Genomic DNA, 14,163 nt, shown 5'->3' with positions numbered 1-14,163 from the left:
TCGTGAAGAAACACTATATATGGCTACCTTTAATGGCGAGCCTAAATGCCTACGGTCAGACAGAAAGCCCAACCGATTCTTTGCAAACAGAACAAATTTCAGAAATCAGTGGTATTGTTGTAAAAGGTAGCAAAGCGGTTTTTCAGCAGAAAGCCGATAAAATGATTTTTAATGTAGAAAACAGTGTATTATCTGATGGAACTAATGTATTGGAAGTACTGGGCAAAACTCCGGGTGTGGTGGTTTCTCAGGAAGGTGAGCTGTCCTTGAGGGGCAAAAAAGGAGTAAGTGTAATGATTAATGGTAAACTGAGCTCTCTATCCACTAAGGAACTGGCAAACTTATTACGTTCTACCAACTCTACTCTGGTGAAAAACATTGAAATTATTGCTAATCCTTCCTCCAAATATGATGCTGCCGGAAATGCCGGGATCATTAATATTGTCCTGAAAAAAAGTTCAATAGAAGGTCTTAGTGGTAATTATTACCTGAATGGCGGAAAAGGCCGTAAAAATAGAGTTAATACCGGGCTAAGTATGAACTATACTCATAAGAAACTATCCCTGCACGGAGATTACAGTTATACTTTCCGTGGTGAGGAAGAAAAACGAAATTTTAGCCAGGTTTTCTTTGATGAAAAACAGCCTCAGCAGATTACACGGAGAACAAATCAGAACTCGACAACTAGTGAGCCTTTAACTTCTAATAATTTTAAGTTAGGGGCGGATTATGCCTTCAATGATAAAACAACTATTGGAGCTTTATTTGATGCTAAAATTGGTCGCTATGAAAATCTTTCAAAAGGTGAAAACAAAATATTTCAGCCTGAAGACAATCTGTTCGCAAATGTATTCTCAGATAACAACAATAAAGAAAACTGGTACGATTATACTTATAACCTAAAAGGTACACATATCTTCAACGATAAGGACTATAAGGTAGATGTTGATTTGGAATATGAAACCTCACGTTTTAAGTCCCGCCAGAATCAGTTTTCAGAGGTATTGGTAAATCAGGGAACAGAAAATTTTAACAACAGAAAAGGAAATATTACTTCTCGTCTAAAAGTTTTCAATGCTAAGGTAGATTTTACCTTACCTTTTAGTGAAATGCATAGCCTGGAAACAGGATTGAAATCTACTATAAAATCTAATAACAATCCTTCCGAATACCTTATACAACAGGGTGATGATTGGATCAATGATGCTAAAGCAAGTAATGAATATGTATACAAAGAGCAAATCCATGCATTGTATGCAAACTACAAGCTGAATCTGACGAAATGGACGTTCCAATTAGGATTAAGAACGGAAATGACTCATACAGATATCAATCAGAAAACGGTTCAAGAGCAACGCAAAAGGGATTACACCAATTTATTTCCAAGCGCATCCATCAAATATCAAATGAATGATCAGCATGGATTCTATGCCTCGTACAGTAAAAGGATCAATAGACCGAGTCACTTCGATCTGAATCCGTTTCGTTTCTATGATGATCCATTCAATTATTGGCAAGGAAACCCTAATCTGAACCCAGAATTTACCCATGCAACAGAGTTAGGCTATACCTGGGGTAAGTACATCATAGCATCAGCTTATTTTAGCGTAACAAACGATGTAATGACAGAAGTCTACAACTACCAACCAGATACAGGGATCCTGGTAAAGACTCAGGATAACCTGAACAAATCTTATGTGTATGGTGCTAATATAACAGCTACCACAAAACTGTTTAACTGGTGGTCACTCACTTCCATGTTTAATATTTTCAATAACGAATATAAAGGCAATTATCAGAATTATTCGGTAAACAGTTCTCAGCTAGCTTTTACATTGAATGCACAAAACAGCTTCAATATTGTGAAAGGCTTGAAAGCAGAGGCTAATGCACAGTATTTTTCAAAATCAAATATCGGCTTGTTTATCCGTGATGCTTATTTTGACCTTACATTGGGTGTTTCGAAAACATTATGGAAGGATAAAGCAACCGTAAAACTAGCGGTAACCGACTTATTAAAAACAAATAATTACCGAGTAACAGGCAATAACTTCAGTTCTACCATCCGACAGAAATACGATCTGGATAGCCGAGTGGTAACGCTGTCTTTTAATTACAAGCTTTAGCTTTATTAAGCCTTGTCGAGGTTTGTAACCTTAACAAGGCTCCTTTTACCACAAACAAAAAAAGCTGTTCTCAATAATTTTGAGAACAGCTTTTTTTTATCAAATCAATTATTTATTTCCTATGCTATTACTAGTCGTAAAATTTATCGAATCTCGCAAAACCGGAAATATTATCGGGGAGCTTCATTCCTTTGGTTATTTTATCAGTCTGCAAATCATAGATCCATACATAGTTTCCGCCTTTACTAGCATTTACAGCAATGTATAATTTTTTATCCTGAACAAACAGACCTTGTTCATAAGGTTCATCACCTGGCAATTCATCCAATACACGAACCAATTGTCTGGTTTCTAAATCTACAATCGCATATCGACCATTATAAGTATTACCTAACGCAGGATCACGATAGAGAACCACCATCTTATTATTACCAATATAATCGATCATTGTTTCCACCGTTTTATTTCCTACAAGATCTGTAAGATTGATGTCAAATCCTGTATCAGGTGAAGCAGCTCCTTTCAGAGTTCTGAAAAGATGAATTTTATTGTTTCCGGCTCCCACACGTGGATAGCATGCGTAATAAAAGGCTTCATTATCTTTTCTGAAAGAGGTTTTGAAATAAGGAGAGCCATTAGCCGTTCCGGAACTTCGGCTATCCTTTACCGAATGCTTTACTTTGAAGGTATTATAATCTATTACAGCAAAGTTATTATAATCCGGTGTGATCCATTTCCCATTACGAAAACTATACTGCATATAGATCTGCCCGTCCATATAGGTTATCGCACCCAATGTATAGAAATTATAATCATTAGGAAAAGGTTCAAATCCTTCAATTTCTCCCTGACGGATGACACTAAGATCTGAAGCATTGAAAATACTATAGCGAACATGCTGACCATCACCGGTTTCTCCTACAATGACCAACGTATTATTATCTACCCATACATAGCTGGAAATATCACTGATATAGGTATATGGAACTTCTTTTACCGTAGTAAGTCTATCCTTTGTATACTTAAATTTTTTGAGGACTCCCTGATCGGTTTTGTAGTTATAGATAAAGCCATTTTTTACAATGTACGAATAGGTTCCCTTGGAGTTTATTTCGTCTCCTTCTTTGGTAATATCCATTGCCCCTTTTGTCAGATCATTGGTAGCCGTCATATAATGAACGGTATTGGGCCAGCTTCCTAACGCGGAAAGCAGAAAATATTTATAGTCTTTTTCACCACTTCCGGAGTCTCCAGCGTCTGGTTCGCGTTCACAACCAATGATGGTTAGACATGTGAGTATTAAAAATATACTGTTTTTGAAATATTGTATCATGATCTTTTACTTAAATAGATATCTGAATTTTATATAAAAAGCACGTCCCTGCTTCTGAAGTTTGAAATTGTCATACGCCAACGCATCACTAAGGTTAGTAACATCGAATGCTACATTATACCTTCCGCTCTTCATAGAATAGCTGATACCAATGTTATGCAGCGTTTGTCTTGGGATGATCGGAATATTTCTTGGATTCCCATAGGTTTTCCAGTTTTTGTAGAACCATTCAGTCATCTGCAGACCATAGTAAAGTTCTACTCTGCTTTCTTTCTGCAACCAATCATCTTTACCAATGCTTACATTCAAATTTCCAAATAACCAGGGCTGATTCGGGACATCTTTTTCGTAAGTTGCTGAAATTACATCATCACTATTATTGGCAAATTTTGTATTGTCATATGCTTTGTTGTAGCTCACATTCATTAATACATTGAGGAGTCTTTTGTACTGATAGTTTAGTTCTCCTTCCAATCCACGGGTAAAAATATTGGATAGGTTTTCATATTTGAAGGTACTGTTATACAAATTAGGAACAGTGTAGATAAAATCTTTTGTATCACGGATGTATCCTGCTCCCTCAATACGAAAAGCATGTTGCCCCCAATGATGATTGAAGTATAGTCCTACGTTTACATTATCACTGGTTTCAGGCTTAAGATTCATATTGCTGGTTACCGCTACTCCATCTCCGAAAATTTCTTGGGGTTCTACCAAGCGATAAGAACGTTCAAATGAACCTTTTATGCCCAATCCTTGGGTAATTTTTACGGTTGTGGCAAAACCGTATCCCCAACTGCTAAAATTATCCTTTACCGGATGATCAGTTCTCGTCACCGGATCAAATACCATTTTCTGAAGTCCTACACTGTAATATTTACCAAAGAAAATATTCGTCCAGTGCCTATTGAAAAATTCCTGTTGATAAGCCATAGACAAAATCTGCTTGGTCATCTTGGCAGGAGGTACATCTTTTTTCTCTTCTTCAAGTTGATTGAACGTGGTATTCTTAAGATAATCGAGTACATAATTGAAGATAAGCTTATGATGATCAACGATTCTGTAAGTAGCCCCCACCTGTGAGTAAAGACGGTCTTCATGTTGCATGATGATACTTTTGCCTCCTTTTTCACTGGTAGCAGAAGGCACATATGTACCATCCCAACTGTATTTACGCATAAGAGTATCGGTTGCTTTCTGAATACTTTTAGAGAAACCTGCATACACATTCACATCCAGATGATCATTGAAAAGGTTAGCTTTTTTATACTTCATAAAGTAATTTTGAGCTTCTCCGTTTTGCTTTACCCCCCCATAAACAACATCCTGATTAGAACCTGTCTGTATCTGCTTGTCGAAAACTGATTGAGACACTCCAACAAAGAAAGAATCTGCCCAGCTTTTATTTTCTAATCCGATTTCAGCCATCCCAAAAACCGACTGATACCGATCATTAAAACGTTTTAGATTTCTGAGTTCATATTCGTTTTTGGCAGGATTCCATATTTTCATATCCTTCATCAGATAGTTATTATCCGAGTGGTTATAAAAACTGTTGACGCGAAGAATCAGCCCTGTTTTATCATCTTTAAACTGTCCGTTCAGATTGATACGTTGTGTATTGAAAGACCCTAAGCTTAGACCAGCATCCAAATAATTTTTACTACTAGCTGGAGTAATGATATTTACAGCTCCTCCCATTGCATCAGTACTCAGATGAATAGGAACCACTCCTTTATAGATTTCTACACGATCAGCCATATTTACAGGCAGCGTACTCAAATCTACTCCTTTTCCAAGCATTTCCAAAGGAACACCATCTATAAAGAATTTCACGGCTTTCCCGGACATTCCGTTGATCGAAAAATTGTAATCGGAACCTACACCACCTTGTTGGCGGACTTTAATTCCTGTGGTTCTGTTTAGAACCTGATTAAGATCGGCAGTAGTATTGGCTAATTTAGCGACATCAATAGCATTAACAGTAAAAGCACCGTCTTGCAGTGCTTTCACTTTACCTTTACCATGTACAATAACTTCTTCAACGTTTCCTCGATCTTCGGCAAGTTGAATATTTATTGGCGATGTTCCGTTATCAAAGCTTATTCTCTTTTTGAAATTCTTGTAGCCTACTACACTAAATACTAATGTGGCCTCTCCTTTTTTGTAATGAATCCTAAAATTTCCATTTTGGTCGGATTGTGTTTTAATTTTTGTATTTTCAACAAAAATGGTTACTCCACTTAACCCCTGTTTTGTGTGATTCTGTACCGTCCCATACACGAAACCAGCTTCTTGCGCGCTGATATGAGAGATGGAAAGGCTAAAAATGAGAAAAATAAAAATACGTTGATACAATTTCATTATTTATAATTATTATAAATAGCAAAATTAAACGTTACCTATAAATCCTCAAAGAAAAACCGTCTTTTATTTTTAATTATTCTAATTAGGTTTAATATTAATTAACATATAGATTTAAACAAAAAATATAAACAACTAACAATCAACTAAAAAAGAAAAACAAACAATTTCAATATTATATTTAACATGAAAAAAATCATCTGATATAAAAACACAATTCTACAAACATTCTTAATTATTGCTAGGTTTTTCAAAAAAAATAAGCAACATTTCCATCAACATTTCGGATATAAATAGGGGAAAAAGTTAAAAGATCAGCCTAAAAACAAATAACACAGCCTACCAATGAGAGCTGTGTTATCTTTAACATTTTTTAATTAAGGTTTACGATTGCCCAGCCTTCATATTGCCGAAGGATAATTTCACCATTTCCAGAAGGAGTATAATGAATAAATTCGTACAATTCATCTTTGGAAATATGTTTCTCTCTAAGTGTATTCTCACACTGTAAGAACACAACTCCCTTATCCTTAAGTGATAATAGCTGAGATTCATAGGTATTGTTCTTTTTAAAAATCTCAACCCCACCACCAAAAGCAAGCAAAACGATTTTGAGTTTATTTTTCAGACGAGGATCTTCCAGAGCATTGCCGATATTTCTAATCAAAGCATCTATTTTATTTTTGTCTGATTCATTTATAACATACATTGCCTGATAGGACTTATGGGTTGCTTTGGCTATTTGAAAATCTTCCATACTTGTTTTTTGAGCGTTTAATTTTAAGGTTAAAAATACCAGGGATAAAATGACCACTTTTACCCAATTTCTACTAATCTGTTTTTTTAAATGTCTCATATTTTTTATTTCGTCAATAACTGTTTTAATGTTTCATAGACCTGAGGATCATTAAAATCCCTCATTTCTTGAATACTGGCTTCCAATAGCAGAATGTTAACCATCCATACGGGATGACTAAAATGTTTTATTATTTTTTAAGAGGATTAATTACCAGCGTATCCGGTAGAATTAATGGATGTTTCCCGAATCAAATGATAAGTTTTTGGTATTGCAGAAAAATAGGAAGAGGGCTGCCTATTTTAGAGGTATTATAAAATGGATGATGAGATTCTTTTTTAAAGACAAACAGCCCAGAAAAGACAATAAAGGTAAATGCCAACAATTCCTGAGCATCAGAAAGGGGGAAATCTATCAGATCATGATCATTAGATAAGACTTCTTTTTCTTTACAGAATTTGCATTTTAAAGATGATGCTACCGAATGATTATTTCCTTTAGGAATAGAAGACTGATTTTTTGAAGTTGTCTCAACATTCAAAAACCGCTTGATGCTATTCTTTACTGCACATGAAGAAATAATAATACAAAACGTAAAAACCAGTGCTAAAATAGTTTTCAATCGGAAATTTGTATGTAATTTCTGTAAATTCATTGCCCACAAAAATATAGTATTTGTTTAAATAAGAAAAGTTTCCTTCCTTTTTAATTCACTCTTTCCAACAATTAATTATAAAAATGATTGAAATAAAGACTTAAAAACAACCATTTATACAACGATGAACAACATACATTATAGATTTGTTAAAATTTATTAAATAAAATTAAAATGAATTTGTTAAAACCGGGAAATTATATTTATTTTAGTGCCTTAAAAATTTCTCATGAAAAGATATAATTTACTGATTGTACTACTGCTGCTCATTTTTAACGTTACTACAGCTCAAAAGAAAAAATCTCCTGCTGCTGATCTTAGCATACTAAAGGATACTAAATCTAAAGTTGAAGCTACAGTTCCATTAGTCATTCAACATCTTCAAGCCATTTCTACAAAAGAAGGCGACAATAATATCGTGATCAACGGAAAAATTGCACTGGGAAAAGAATATGGCATCTTAGAATCTGAATGGTTTTTATACAGAAACAACATGAAGAACTGCATTATGAACAATTCTTCTAAGAAAGCTAAAAAATGTATGGAATATCATACACAATACCTTAGAAATACATTCATTAATTATAGCAACTATATTTCTAATCTTACCAGAAAAAATGGATATTTAGGAGTAGAAGGTGATACAAAATTTGAATTCAAACCAGCTGAGATTGCAACAAAACTTAATGAAGCTTATTTTAATGCCAATGATGCGGCAGGAAGAATGAAAGCAGACCAAAAAAGAGAATTCCTGGGAGCAACGATGAGTGATGAGAATAAACTTACTCCTTACGCTCAACTGGCACAATAATATACAATTTAAATCCCGCTTAAAGCGGGATTTTTTATGGAAAACATATACATTCATGATCAAAAAAATACCTTACAAAAAGCGTAATGTTAATTCTATAAAATCGGAATATATAAAATGTTAAAATCTAAGTAAATGGAATCTTTTAAAGAAGATCAATGCTGTTTTTTTATCGCAAAAAATCCCCGCCAAAAAGCAGTTTTGTGGTACTAATCATAAAACCTGGGGAAAAAGTAGAAATAAGGCGGAGATAATTTGCATAAACTCTAAGATCAACTGTCCTACCCTTGATCTAAGAGCAGTACAAAAATAGGACTATGCACCCTACCCATAAAAGAATACCTGTAGAATTAAATGATGGTAATTGTAGAAGTAATACTACTTCTCATTGCGTATAAATAAGGAGTCCAAAGACAAAAAGAATGCTATTCTGTGCCTCCGATTTAAACTCTTCTTTTTCTATTTCCACCAATGATAATAATTGTGTAATCCATCATACTCAAATCCGCAACGAGGATATAGGCTATTTCCGACATCGTTTGTTTTCTCAGTTTCAAGCATCAGACCGCAAGCTCCCGTCTCTTCACACCATTGCTTACTGCGATCGATTAATGCTACAGAAAGCCCTTTTCCTCTATAATCAGCATGAACAAATAAATCGCTTAACAACCATTGTTTTTGTAGCTTAGTATAATGAAACAGTTTATAAAGCTGTACAAACCCTACTGCTTTCCCATCAACACAAACAAGAAAAATATCAGATTCACTGTTTAGAAATCTTTCTCTAAGAAATGATTTTCCTCTTTCTACATCAGATTCCTGCCTGTAAAAAATACGGTAAAGGTTAAATAGCTCTGCGGTTTCATTAAGATCCTCAAGACTTGCTTTTTTAATCGTGTAATTCATTGTTATATGTATTTAATTAACTCTGCAAAAGTATCTTTAAACAGGACTATATTTATCATCCAGATTTAAGTTATAAAGATAGTCCAGAGAATCAATCAACCGAATTCAAAAACATATTATACGCAACGAAATACCGCATATTTCGGATTTTATACCCGCAACAGAGTTCAGATCTTTGTAGTATAAATACAAAACAATGACAGATATACTTCAAAGAATTCAAGATACAGATTGGCACTTCATAACGGAATCTATGCATCAAAACGGATACGCTATTATCCCCAACTTACTCTCAGATAAAGAATGTGACACCCTATCCCTGAACTATGACCAGCCTGAACTCTATCGAAAAACCGTTGTAATGGCACGGCATCGTTTTGGCCTGGGCGAATATAAATATTTTAATTACCCACTGCCTGAACTCCTTCAAAACCTGCGAACCCACATCTATCCTTATCTCGCTCCTATTGCCAACACCTGGTTTAAAGCGTTGAATATTTCTATTTCTTTTCCTCCGGAACACCAGATGTTTTTGCAGCAATGCCACTCCAATAATCAACAAAAAGCAACTGCTTTGATTTTAAAATATGATGAAGGCGGTTTCAATACTTTGCACCAGGATCTATATGGTGATATGTATTTTCCCATTCAGATTGTATTGATGCTGAGTGAACCTGATCAAGACTTTACAGGCGGAGAGTTTGTTCTTACCCAACAAGTTCCGAGAGCCCAATCCAAAGCAATTGTTTTAAGACCTAAAAAAGGAGACATTCTTATTTTCACTACTCATTTCAAGCCTGAAAAGGGAGTAAAAGGATATTACAGAGTCAATATGAAACATGGAGTAAGTGAAGTAAAAACAGGAAAACGATATGCTTTGGGCATTATTTTCCATGATGCAGCGAATTAATTGGGTTGGAAGATGGAAGCAGGAGGCTGGAAGTTTATATTAGGCAGAAAATCAATCATGATCATTGAATTCAATTGATTATAATACAAATATTTAAGCTTCAGAACTCAAGAAACTTCCTTCTTCCAGCTTTCAGCCTCAAACTTCCCTCTAAAAACAAATCATCATCCCATTTCATTCATTAAAACAAACCTTTATTTAAACCTCGGCTTCAACAACTTCCAGCTTCCAGCCTCAAACTTCCCTCTAAAAACATGCTCCTACACTCACACCTTTCAGACTCTGCACTAAGAAGTAAAATCCGAAACCAGGAAATTCGTCTGGGCGGAAATAAAAAGCTAAAAATCTATGGATTATTAGGCTGTAAATCAGGAAAAAGAATAAAAAAAATGAACCGAATATTTTTTACCGATAAAGCAGAGGCCTTACACAATGGATATCGCCCATGTGGTCATTGTATGAGAGAAGAATACCAACAATGGAAATCTGAGCAGTAATGTTCTAAATAAACATAAATTTTATGTAAATTAGTAGTTTACACATCTATTAAAAACTAATTTACAAAATGAACCCAGAAAATAATTATATAGAAATCAACAGAAACTCTTGGAACAATAGAACAGAAACCCATATAAATTCTGAATTCTATGACGTAGAAGGATTTTTGAAAGGGAAAAGTTCACTCAATGACATTGAATTGGATCTATTAGGTGACCTGCAGGGAAAGTCAATCCTACATTTACAATGCCATTTTGGGCAGGATACTATTTCATTAGGCAGGCTTGGAGCAGAAGTTACAGGCATTGATTTATCAGATAAAGCCATTGAAAGTGCCCAAAAACTGGCACATGATATGAACTCAAATGCTCAGTTCATCTGTAGTGATGTTTATGACCTCCCTAATCATCTGGACAAACAGTTTGATATTGTTTTTACCAGCTATGGAACTATTGGTTGGTTACCGGATCTGGACAAATGGGCAAAAGTCATTTCACATTTTCTAAAGCCCAATGGGAAATTTGTATTTGTTGAATTTCATCCTGTGGTTTGGATGTTTGATGATAATTTTGAAACCGTAGGCTACCGATATTTTAATTCCGGAGCTATCCTCGAAACTCAAAGTGGAACTTATGCTGACAAAAACGCTGATATCACACAATCTTATGTTATGTGGAACCATGGATTAAGTGAAGTAATGAACAGTCTTATCAAAAACGGACTTGAAATCAACAGCCTTGATGAGTTTGATTATTCACCCTACAATTGTTTCAATGGAACCGTTGAATTTGAGCCTCAAAAATATAGAATAGCCCATTTGGAAGACAAGATCCCTATGGTATATTCTGTAGTGGCTACAAAGAAAAGCCATTAATATCTTCTGATTTCTAGAGTTTCTCAGGATTTTTGGAACCGGAAACAAGCACCATATTTTTGCCACGGATTAAAGAATAAAATCATTATTGTATTCGTGGCAATTATACAATCTCAAAGAGGTAATTTATCTCTTTAAAAGAATCTGCGTAATCAACAAAATCTTTGAATTTTCCAAGTTTAAAAACGCAAAAGCATAAAGTCCTTATCATACTTGCTCTTTTTAAGGCATAAAAGAATTCAAGATTCTCCGCAGGAAATCATATCTTTTCATTACAAGATTCTATATTCCTATGCGATTAAACCACTTATTTTTTAACCACAATAAGTACATTGTTTTTTTGGATAAATAAAATTATTAATGCATTCGTGGTGGTTAAATATTTGTGTAATCTGGGAGAATACCTCAGATAAAATCCCCCATATTCTTACAAGCAGCAGCTATTCAAAAAGACTTAGCATCTTATCATCTCCCAACATCATTCATAATAATACTCAATGATAAAGTACAAAACTATTCATGAGCTATTTAATCTACGTAGAACTTAACATTATATATATATGTAAATAAAAACTAAAATTCTAGAGTTTACTACATTGTAAGTAACGAAAAAGGGGAAAAAGGTTTCTTCACAAGTCAGAATAAACCTCAAAAAAGTGAAAATATACTCCTCTTTTTACTTCGCAAATTTATCCGTTTCATTTGAGATCAAAAGTGAACTAAAATAAATATTTCCTGTATTGAAGAGGATTTCAAATTATTTCATATAATGGTGATATATTTAATTTATAAACAAACTTTATTTTAATAATCATTTATAATTAAATAATTAATATATTTTTATAAATAATCGTACATTTATACAAAACCAAACACATTAGTTATGAATCAAGAAAATTTTAGTACACTTGAGTTGCTTCGTCAGCAGTTCAGGTACCCGTTTCCTACATTAAAAAATCCTAACGCAGAACAACTGCAAGAGATTACTGAGAGCCAGTGGATCGATGGAGAATACTTTTGGCTTTATGCACAGAATCCTGATCTCCGCAAAAAGTATAAAAAAACCCAAACCGCTCATATTGCAGCTCAGTGGTTCCCAACCGCATCACCTGAACGCTTCAAACCTATCTGCAGATTGATGCTATGGACTTTGTATAATGACGACCTCTATGAGGAAAGCGACCCCAATGAAATTGGATATGTACATACTCAATCAGTTGCCATATTAAATGGCGAGATCAACGCTGAAGAATCAGGAATACCTTTAGGAGCTATGCTTGTTTCTCTTAGAGAAGAATTACTACAGTTTATACCAAAAGAATCACTCACTCGTTTTACACAAATGATCAGCAGGTATTTTAACGGGCTTGAAACCGAGCTTAAGTACAAGAAAAATAAAATGTATCCCTCTGTGAAAGAGTGCATTATTTTACGAGAAGATTCTATATGCCTCTATCCTTTCCTACAGCTGACAGAGGTAGAAACAGGCGTTGTTCTTCCTCCAGAAATACATGAACATCCTGTGATTCAGCGCCTGCAAGCATTAGCCTGTCATTTAGTTACCTTTTTCAATGAAGTACAATCCGTTATAAAAGATGAAGCCACAGACAGCATCTATTATAATATTGTGAAAGTAATCCAACATCAAAATCAAATGTCTTTGAAAGAAGCCTGCCTGGAAGATCTTCGTTTGCATAATGAAGATCTAAAGGAATTTTTAGAACTGCAAGCTTCACTTCCGGATTTCGGGATATGGCACGATGCTGTGGTCAATTGGGTACATTACATGAGTATGGTACTTAGCGGATGGAAGAACATTTCTACCAAGCTGGATCGTTATAACCAAGCTGAATTTCCAAGTGCTGGTGAATTAAAAGAAAGGCTCAACCAAAAATAATCTTTATAAAAAGAGTACATAAAAATTTATATCACTTATTAAATATTTTAAATCATGAAACAAAAAGATGTTCCTATTTTACAGTATCCTTGGTCATATGAAATTGGTCCTTTTTCTCAATCTTTTTATGAAGAAGAAACAAGTTGGATTGATACAGATTACCAGTTCATGTCTGAATCCACGAGAAAAAAATATAAGAAACATGGTCTTGCAGAAGCCACTTCTTACATGTTTCCAGCAGCTTCTACCATAGAGCAAATCAGGCCCATAGCAAGATTTATGGTATGGCTTACATTATATGATGACTATTACGAGGTATGTCCTGTTAATAAACTCATCGATATCAGAAACCATATTATGGATATTATGATGGGCGAAAAACCTAAATCAGATTGATATTGGGCTTATGAGACAAGTAGCCTTAAGCAGACAAGAATTTCTTCCTTACGTTAATAATGACTGGTTTGAACGCTGGACAAAAGATTTTTACAGCTATACCACTTATGGAATTATGGAAGAAACGCCATATAAACTAAAAAAAGAATTCCCTACTTTAAATAATCTTTTACTTATCCGTGAATATTCAATTTCCATGTATCCTTACGGAGATCCGGTTGAGCCATCAATTAATTATATTGTTCCAAACTCTATATCTGAACACCCAACAATTAAGCGATTGAAAATGCTCATGTGTCGTATTATGGCGATTCAAAATGATTTTGCTTCAATAGAAAAAGAACTCGCTGTAGATACTGAAGTTCTCAATATTATACTTGTTATAAAAAATCAGTATAAAGTTTCATTAGAAGAAGCTACTACAGAAGCCATGCGCATCCATGATTCATATGTAAATGAATTTGTAGAACTGCAAAACAACCTACCTGATTTTGGGCTGGAACAAAGAATATTGAACGCTTTGTTCACAATATGGCTTTAATGATCTCCGGCTTAGGTGCATGGTACCATAAAGGAAATTCTACCCGATATAAAACC

Annotated in this window: 13 protein-coding genes; 8 read left to right on the top strand and 5 right to left on the bottom strand. The window is 34.5% G+C overall.

Translation table 11 applies throughout. The annotated features are described in order from the left end of the window. The first annotated feature begins 2 nt into the window (after nt 1–2). Nucleotides 3–2,126, top strand: coding sequence for a TonB-dependent receptor domain-containing protein (locus QWZ06_RS11265; RefSeq protein WP_290298087.1), 2,124 nt, complete (start codon nt 3–5; stop codon nt 2,124–2,126). 130 nt (nt 2,127–2,256) lie between these two features. Here the strand turns inward: QWZ06_RS11265 and QWZ06_RS11260 are convergent, their stop codons facing one another. The 4 genes from QWZ06_RS11260 to QWZ06_RS11245 form a co-directional block, all read right to left on the bottom strand. Continuing rightward, the gene (locus QWZ06_RS11260) at nt 2,257–3,459 is read right to left on the bottom strand and encodes a DUF4374 domain-containing protein (protein ID WP_290298086.1); all 1,203 of its coding nucleotides are present in this window, start codon (nt 3,457–3,459) and stop codon (nt 2,257–2,259) included. 6 nt (nt 3,460–3,465) lie between these two features. Continuing rightward, nucleotides 3,466–5,823: a TonB-dependent receptor gene (locus QWZ06_RS11255; RefSeq protein WP_290298085.1), complete on the bottom strand. Its 2,358-nt coding sequence runs from the start codon at nt 5,821–5,823 to the stop codon at nt 3,466–3,468. Between the two features lie 373 nt (nt 5,824–6,196). Next, nucleotides 6,197–6,679, bottom strand: a complete 483-nt coding sequence (locus tag QWZ06_RS11250) for a DsrE family protein (protein ID WP_290298083.1) — start codon at nt 6,677–6,679, stop codon at nt 6,197–6,199. A 190-nt stretch (nt 6,680–6,869) separates the two neighbouring features. Next, nucleotides 6,870–7,241: a hypothetical protein gene (locus QWZ06_RS11245; RefSeq protein WP_290298081.1), complete on the bottom strand. Its 372-nt coding sequence runs from the start codon at nt 7,239–7,241 to the stop codon at nt 6,870–6,872. Between the two features lie 262 nt (nt 7,242–7,503). Here QWZ06_RS11245 and QWZ06_RS11240 point away from each other — a divergent pair, with 262 nt between their 5' ends. Next, nucleotides 7,504–8,085, top strand: a complete 582-nt coding sequence (locus QWZ06_RS11240; protein WP_290298079.1) for a hypothetical protein — start codon at nt 7,504–7,506, stop codon at nt 8,083–8,085. Nucleotides 8,086–8,544: 459 nt separating this feature from the next. Here QWZ06_RS11240 and QWZ06_RS11235 read toward each other — a convergent pair whose 3' ends face one another. Continuing rightward, nucleotides 8,545–8,991 (bottom strand): GNAT family N-acetyltransferase, encoded by a 447-nt coding sequence (locus QWZ06_RS11235; RefSeq protein WP_290298078.1) that lies wholly within the window; start codon nt 8,989–8,991, stop codon nt 8,545–8,547. Nucleotides 8,992–9,187: 196 nt separating this feature from the next. On the opposite strand from QWZ06_RS11235, the gene QWZ06_RS11230 reads away from it, so the two are divergent. The 6 genes from QWZ06_RS11230 to QWZ06_RS11205 all read left to right on the top strand — a co-directional run bounded on the left by QWZ06_RS11230 (nt 9,188) and on the right by QWZ06_RS11205 (nt 14,107). Then, nucleotides 9,188–9,901, top strand: a complete 714-nt coding sequence (locus tag QWZ06_RS11230) for a 2OG-Fe(II) oxygenase (RefSeq protein WP_290298076.1) — start codon at nt 9,188–9,190, stop codon at nt 9,899–9,901. A gap of 254 nt (nt 9,902–10,155) precedes the next feature. Next, nucleotides 10,156–10,398, top strand: a complete 243-nt coding sequence (locus QWZ06_RS11225) for an Ada metal-binding domain-containing protein (RefSeq protein WP_290298074.1) — start codon at nt 10,156–10,158, stop codon at nt 10,396–10,398. Nucleotides 10,399–10,466: 68 nt separating this feature from the next. After that, on the top strand, nt 10,467–11,273 hold the full coding sequence (locus tag QWZ06_RS11220; RefSeq protein WP_290298072.1) for a class I SAM-dependent methyltransferase: 807 nt from the start codon (nt 10,467–10,469) through the stop codon (nt 11,271–11,273). Between the two features lie 883 nt (nt 11,274–12,156). Continuing rightward, nucleotides 12,157–13,170, top strand: coding sequence for a terpene synthase family protein (locus tag QWZ06_RS11215; RefSeq protein WP_290298070.1), 1,014 nt, complete (start codon nt 12,157–12,159; stop codon nt 13,168–13,170). Nucleotides 13,171–13,224: 54 nt separating this feature from the next. Then, nucleotides 13,225–13,566 carry an isoprenoid biosynthesis enzyme family protein gene (locus QWZ06_RS11210; protein WP_290298069.1) on the top strand — a complete coding sequence of 114 codons (342 nt, stop codon included), beginning with the start codon at nt 13,225–13,227 and terminating at the stop codon, nt 13,564–13,566. 10 nt (nt 13,567–13,576) lie between these two features. Continuing rightward, complete coding sequence (locus QWZ06_RS11205; RefSeq protein ID WP_290298068.1) at nt 13,577–14,107, top strand: terpene synthase family protein; 531 nt, start codon at nt 13,577–13,579, stop codon at nt 14,105–14,107. Nucleotides 14,108–14,163 lie beyond the last annotated feature (56 nt).

The sequence above is a fragment of the Chryseobacterium tructae genome (assembly GCF_030409875.1).
Taxonomy (GTDB): domain Bacteria; phylum Bacteroidota; class Bacteroidia; order Flavobacteriales; family Weeksellaceae; genus Chryseobacterium; species Chryseobacterium tructae.
This window is presented reverse-complemented; position numbering and strand designations above follow the sequence as displayed.

What these genes read in the sequence shown, in the direction of transcription:
- QWZ06_RS11260 (WP_290298086.1), bottom strand. Translation starts at nt 3,459, where the DNA reads ATGATACAATATTTCAAAAACAGTATATTTTTAATACTCACATGTCTA.
- QWZ06_RS11255 (WP_290298085.1), bottom strand. Translation starts at nt 5,823, where the DNA reads ATGAAATTGTATCAACGTATTTTTATTTTTCTCATTTTTAGCCTTTCC.
- QWZ06_RS11250 (WP_290298083.1), bottom strand. Translation starts at nt 6,679, where the DNA reads ATGAGACATTTAAAAAAACAGATTAGTAGAAATTGGGTAAAAGTGGTC.
- QWZ06_RS11240 (WP_290298079.1), top strand. Translation starts at nt 7,504, where the DNA reads ATGAAAAGATATAATTTACTGATTGTACTACTGCTGCTCATTTTTAAC.
- QWZ06_RS11235 (WP_290298078.1), bottom strand. Translation starts at nt 8,991, where the DNA reads ATGAATTACACGATTAAAAAAGCAAGTCTTGAGGATCTTAATGAAACC.
- QWZ06_RS11230 (WP_290298076.1), top strand. Translation starts at nt 9,188, where the DNA reads ATGACAGATATACTTCAAAGAATTCAAGATACAGATTGGCACTTCATA.
- QWZ06_RS11225 (WP_290298074.1), top strand. Translation starts at nt 10,156, where the DNA reads ATGCTCCTACACTCACACCTTTCAGACTCTGCACTAAGAAGTAAAATC.
- QWZ06_RS11220 (WP_290298072.1), top strand. Translation starts at nt 10,467, where the DNA reads ATGAACCCAGAAAATAATTATATAGAAATCAACAGAAACTCTTGGAAC.
- QWZ06_RS11215 (WP_290298070.1), top strand. Translation starts at nt 12,157, where the DNA reads ATGAATCAAGAAAATTTTAGTACACTTGAGTTGCTTCGTCAGCAGTTC.
- QWZ06_RS11210 (WP_290298069.1), top strand. Translation starts at nt 13,225, where the DNA reads ATGAAACAAAAAGATGTTCCTATTTTACAGTATCCTTGGTCATATGAA.
- QWZ06_RS11205 (WP_290298068.1), top strand. Translation starts at nt 13,577, where the DNA reads ATGAGACAAGTAGCCTTAAGCAGACAAGAATTTCTTCCTTACGTTAAT.